Here is a 4,846-nt window from a genome sequence, read left to right as displayed (position 1 = left end):
GCTTTTTTATTACCAAGATTAAAAGCTCTTGGTGAGAGAGAAGGTCACAGTTGAATCAATAGGATCAGATACTTTTGCGTTTGGATTACCATTGCTGTATTGCTTGTAGTAATCATCTTTATCCCATGCTTTGCTGTAGATCAGACTTGCTGCAAGATTGTAAGGCAACTCTTTATTCACTGAGAAACTCGCATCCTGAAAGTTTGCATCAGAGAAGTTTTTAATTCTTTGATTGCCGTAGTGGGCATCGACAGACCAGCCTTGCGTAATCGGTTGATGCCAATTCACATCTAAATAACCTGAACCACGGGAATGCTTATTGTTACCTACACCTAGGGTATCTGAGTTATTACCGAAATAGTCTTGGGTATAAGTCACTGCATATCGAATGGTTAGTGGTCCATAAGTAACTTCTGGGATAATTTCACCATAGTTAAAGCTTGTATGACCTGTCTCAGCGGTCGTTTCAGCACCCGGATAATAATAGTAAGCAACTTTGGTGCCTACAGTTAAATCACCAAAGCTACGGCTATAACCTGTATAAACATCCCATTCGACAGACGCATCGCGGATAAAATGGTCACTTACAGTGGATGCCCATGTTCCCGCATAAAAACCGCTATCATGGTTATAGTCTAGGCCACCTTGGATCGCTGGTTTGCCCCAAGTTTGTTGGAAGCCGCGCGAAACATATTGGCTGGCAACAGTAATATTGGCGCTGAAAGGAGATGCCGTTTCAGCTGCGAGGTCTGTTGCATTTGCTGTGTTGAAACATAACCCTAAAGGTAGAGTGAGTAAAAGTTTTTTCATTTCCTTCCCCTTAAGTTTTCAGCACTCCGCATCATGCGAAGTGCTGATCAAAATAATTTGTTTTAATAAAACGGACGTACTGGTGGTTGTCGAACAGATGCTGTTCCAGCCTTGTAATAACCTGCTTGTGAACGTGGTAATTTTTGCCCACGAATTTGATCCGCAATTTTTTCTGCCATCATAATCGTGGTGGCATTTAAGTTACCTGTGATAATGATCGGCATGATTGACGCATCGATCACACGTAGGCCTTGCACGCCATGTACACGACCTTGCCCATCGACGACAGCCATATCGTCTTCACCCATTTTGCAGCTACAAGATGGGTGGTATGCAGTTTCAGCATGTTCCCGTACAAATGAATCCAGTTCAGCATCGGTTTTTAATTGCATGCTTGGGCTAATTTCCTCGCCACGATAAGGATCGAGCGCAGGTTGATGCATGATTTCACGCGTGATACGAATGCCATCGCGGAATTCGCGCCAGTCTTGTTCTGTTGACATGTAATTGAACAAGATACTTGGATGCTCAAACGGATCTTTCGATTTGAGTTTGATCCGACCACGGGAAGGTGAGCGCATTGAACCAACATGGGCTTGGAAGCCATGTTCATTCACAGCATTACTACCGTTGTAGTTAATCGCAACAGGTAAGAAGTGATATTGAATATTTGGCCATTCAAACTCATCAGATGAACGAATAAATCCACCAGCTTCAAATTGATTGCTTGCGCCAATCCCTTTGCCGAGGAATAACCACTCCGCGCCAATTGCAGGTTGGTTATACCATTTCAAAGCAGGGTAAAGAGAAACGGGCTTTTTACATTTGTACTGAAGATACATTTCCAAATGATCTTGCAGATTTTCACCTACACCCGGTAAGTCTTGTACCACCTCAATATCCATTGATTTGAGGAAGGTACTTTGTCCAACACCTGAGCGTTGTAAAATTTGTGGTGATGCGATTGCACCTGCACAGAGTAAGACTTCACGCTTTGCATGCGCTTGTTTCATATTGGCTTGATCTGAACCAATAATATATTCAACACCAACAGCTTGCTTATTGCTAAACAAGATTTTATTGGTCATAGCATGTGTGACGATGGTGAGATTTGGACGACTTTTTGCCATATCCAAATAACCACGAGCAGTACTTGAACGGCGGCCTTGAGGTGTGACCGTACGATCCATTGGACCGAAACCTTCTTGCTGATAACCGTTTAAATCATCTGTGCGTGGATAGCCTGCTTGTACGCCTGCTTCGACCATTGCATTAAATAGTACATTATTGCCTTGTTTGGGTGTTGCGACTGAAACAGGACCTTTACCGCCGTGATAATCGTTCGCGCCAATGTCGCGTGTTTCTGCTTTTCTGTAATAAGGTAAACAGTCTGCATAAGTCCAATCTTCAAGCCCTTTATGAGTTGACCATTGGTCTAAATCCATTGCATTCCCACGGATATAGCACATGCCATTGATCAGTGATGAACCACCTAAACCTTTACCTCGACCACATTCCATACGGCGATTGTTCATATGTGGTTCAGGGTCAGTCAAATATGCCCAATTGTAGCGACGACCTTGTAATGGAAAAGCCAATGCAGCGGGCATTTGCGTGCGGAAATCAAGGCGATAATCTGGGCCGCCAGCTTCTAATAATAAAACCGAAACATCTAAATCTTCAGTTAAACGTGCAGCGAGGACGTTACCCGCAGAACCTGCACCAATAATAATATAATCGTATTCTTGCTTATTCATAATCTGCCTTTATTTGTTGCAAGATCAACTGAATGTTTGAGATTCAGTTGATCAAGATAAGATAAAGCGCAATGCTTTTAGAAAATGCTTTGGTAATCACCAAGCTCAACTTGAACGGATTTGATGCGTGTGTAATGAGACAGTGTAGAAATACCATTTTCACGGCCTACACCTGATTGTTTATAACCACCTACTGGCATCTCAGCAGGGGATTCGCCCCATGTATTGATCCAACAAATACCAGCTTCGATTTGATGAATAATACGATGCGCTTTGTTGATGTCTGGTGTCACCACACCAGCAGCTAAACCAAAAGTCGTGTTATTGGCGCGACGAATCACTTCATCTTCAGTTTGATAACTTAGGATACTCATCACAGGGCCAAAGATTTCGTCCTGTACAATGCGCATATCGTCAGTACAATCTGTAAATACCGTTGGTAACACATATGCACCCTCAGCCAATTCACCCGATGCTCTATCACCGCCGATCAGTAGTTTTGCGCCTTGTTGTTTGCCTGCATTGATGTAGGAAAGAACCTTTTCCATATGAGGGAAACTGGTCAGTGGACCGAAATTGGTATCTGCGTTCATTGGGTCGCCAATACGGATACGTTGCACACGTTCCAAAATCGCTGCTTCAAATGCAGCTTTTAAAGTTGCTGGAACAAAGACACGCGTACCATTGGTACAGACTTGACCTGAACTAAAGAAGTTTGCCATCACCGCAATATCAGCGGCTTTGTTGATATCCGCATCTTCACAAATGATCAAGGGCGATTTGCCACCAAGTTCCATGGTCACTTCTTTCAGGCTTGAAGCGGCAGCACTTGCCATCACTTTTTTGCCTGTTTCAACGCCACCGGTAAAGGAGATTTTTTCAATCACTGGATGTTCTGTAAGCCATTGACCGATGTCACGACCAACACCTTGCACGACGTTAAACACACCATTTGGTACGCCAGCTTCGGTATAAATTTCTGCAAGTTTGTATGCAGTTAAAGGCGTGATTTCACTTGGTTTGAAAATCATGGCATTGCCTGCTGCAAGCGCAGGAGCTGATTTCCATAAAGCGATTTGGATTGGATAGTTCCAAGCGCCGATACCTGCCACGACACCTAATGGTTCACGGCGGGTGTAGAAAAAGCTTGTTTCACGCAGGGGAACTTGCTCACCTTGAATCGCTGTCGCCAAACCTGCGTAATATTCAAGAACATCTGCACCTGTCACGATATCAACAGTAGAGGTTTCGCTATAAGCCTTACCTGTATCTAACGTTTCAAGTTCAGCAAGCTCATCATTACGTTCACGTAAAATATCAACTGCGCGGCGTAAAATGCGAGAGCGTTCCATGGCAGTCATTGCAGCCCAGACTTTTTGACCGTCTTGAGCGCTTTGAACTGCTTTTTCAATATCTTGTTGAGAGGCTTGTTGAATTGTGGCAATGACTTTGCCATTGGCAGGGTTGATGCTGTCAAAGCTCACACCACTGGTAGCATTGACGTATTGACCGTGGATATACAATGGATGAATCTGCACATCATTCATTTTGTCTCTCCTGTAATTTTGGTTTTGCAAGTTCAAGTTGCGTATCTAAATAATCATATGCAATGCTTCGCGCAGCCTGACGATCAAACCCGTCATCTTCAATCAGACCACCACGTAACCATAATCCATCAATCAGTGCAGCAAGACCGCTTGCCGCAATATTTGCTCTGTCTTCTGGCATCAATTGCAAGAATTGGTGCTTCAAATTGGAATACAAACGTCGATCATTAATCCGTTGTAAACGAGCAAGTTCTGGAATATGCATACTGGCAGACCAAAAATCTAACCAAACGCGCATTGCGATTTTGTTGACCTGACTAATGTCAAAGTTTGAGTCAATAATTGCCTTAATCTGGTTTTCTGGCTGTGAATCTATTGTGGCAGCCTTGTATTGCAGAGAAATTAGATGCAAGCGCTTCAGCATTTCTCTCATACAGTTGTTGATCAAGCCCTGTTTGTCACCAAAATAGTGACTTACGATACCTGTCGAAACTTGGGCTTTTTTGGCAATTTGAGCGATGGTGGTTTGCGATAAACCGACCTCATAAATCACTTCAAATGCGGCGTTTACGATTTCTTCACGCCGCTCATGCTCTGGTTTAACTCTGCGTTTAGTCATGTGTATATGCCATAAATGCCTATAAAAATTAAGGCGTTATATAAAACACTGGATGCACAAAAATTATAACACAATATAATGATACTTTTTATTGATTGAACGTTCAATCAATA

4 protein-coding genes are annotated in these 4,846 nt (G+C 43.1%); all 4 read right to left on the bottom strand.

Annotation, left to right across the window (positions count from 1 at the left end; genetic code table 11):
* Nucleotides 1-18 precede the first annotated feature (18 nt).
* The 4 genes from B4237_RS13215 to betI all read right to left on the bottom strand — a co-directional run bounded on the left by B4237_RS13215 (nucleotide 19) and on the right by betI (nucleotide 4,733).
* A complete protein-coding gene (locus B4237_RS13215) occupies nucleotides 19-810 on the bottom strand; it encodes a TorF family putative porin (protein WP_286943518.1) in 792 nt (263 codons plus the stop codon).
* 62 nt (nucleotides 811-872) lie between these two features.
* A complete protein-coding gene (gene betA / locus B4237_RS13210; RefSeq protein ID WP_286943516.1) occupies nucleotides 873-2,567 on the bottom strand; it encodes a choline dehydrogenase in 1,695 nt (564 codons plus the stop codon).
* A 77-nt stretch (nucleotides 2,568-2,644) separates the two neighbouring features.
* Nucleotides 2,645-4,114, bottom strand: coding sequence for a betaine-aldehyde dehydrogenase (gene betB, locus B4237_RS13205; protein ID WP_192413164.1), 1,470 nt, complete (start codon nucleotides 4,112-4,114; stop codon nucleotides 2,645-2,647).
* Entirely contained in the window at nucleotides 4,107-4,733 is a 627-nt protein-coding gene (betI, locus tag B4237_RS13200; protein WP_007480908.1) for a transcriptional regulator BetI, read from the bottom strand. The genes betB and betI overlap by 8 nt, the downstream gene beginning before the upstream one ends.
* Nucleotides 4,734-4,846 lie beyond the last annotated feature (113 nt).

Origin of the sequence: Acinetobacter sp. UBA6526, assembly GCF_002434875.1 — a bacterium.
GTDB lineage: Bacteria > Pseudomonadota > Gammaproteobacteria > Pseudomonadales > Moraxellaceae > Acinetobacter > Acinetobacter venetianus.
Note: the sequence above shows the minus strand (reverse complement) of the source record. Positions and strands in the feature narration are given on the sequence as shown.

Coding starts and splice junctions, on each gene's coding strand:
- B4237_RS13215 (WP_286943518.1), bottom strand. CDS start 810: ATGAAAAAACTTTTACTCACTCTACCTTTAGGGTTATGTTTCAACACA.
- betA (WP_286943516.1), bottom strand. CDS start 2,567: ATGAATAAGCAAGAATACGATTATATTATTATTGGTGCAGGTTCTGCG.
- betB (WP_192413164.1), bottom strand. CDS start 4,114: ATGAATGATGTGCAGATTCATCCATTGTATATCCACGGTCAATACGTC.
- betI (WP_007480908.1), bottom strand. CDS start 4,733: ATGACTAAACGCAGAGTTAAACCAGAGCATGAGCGGCGTGAAGAAATC.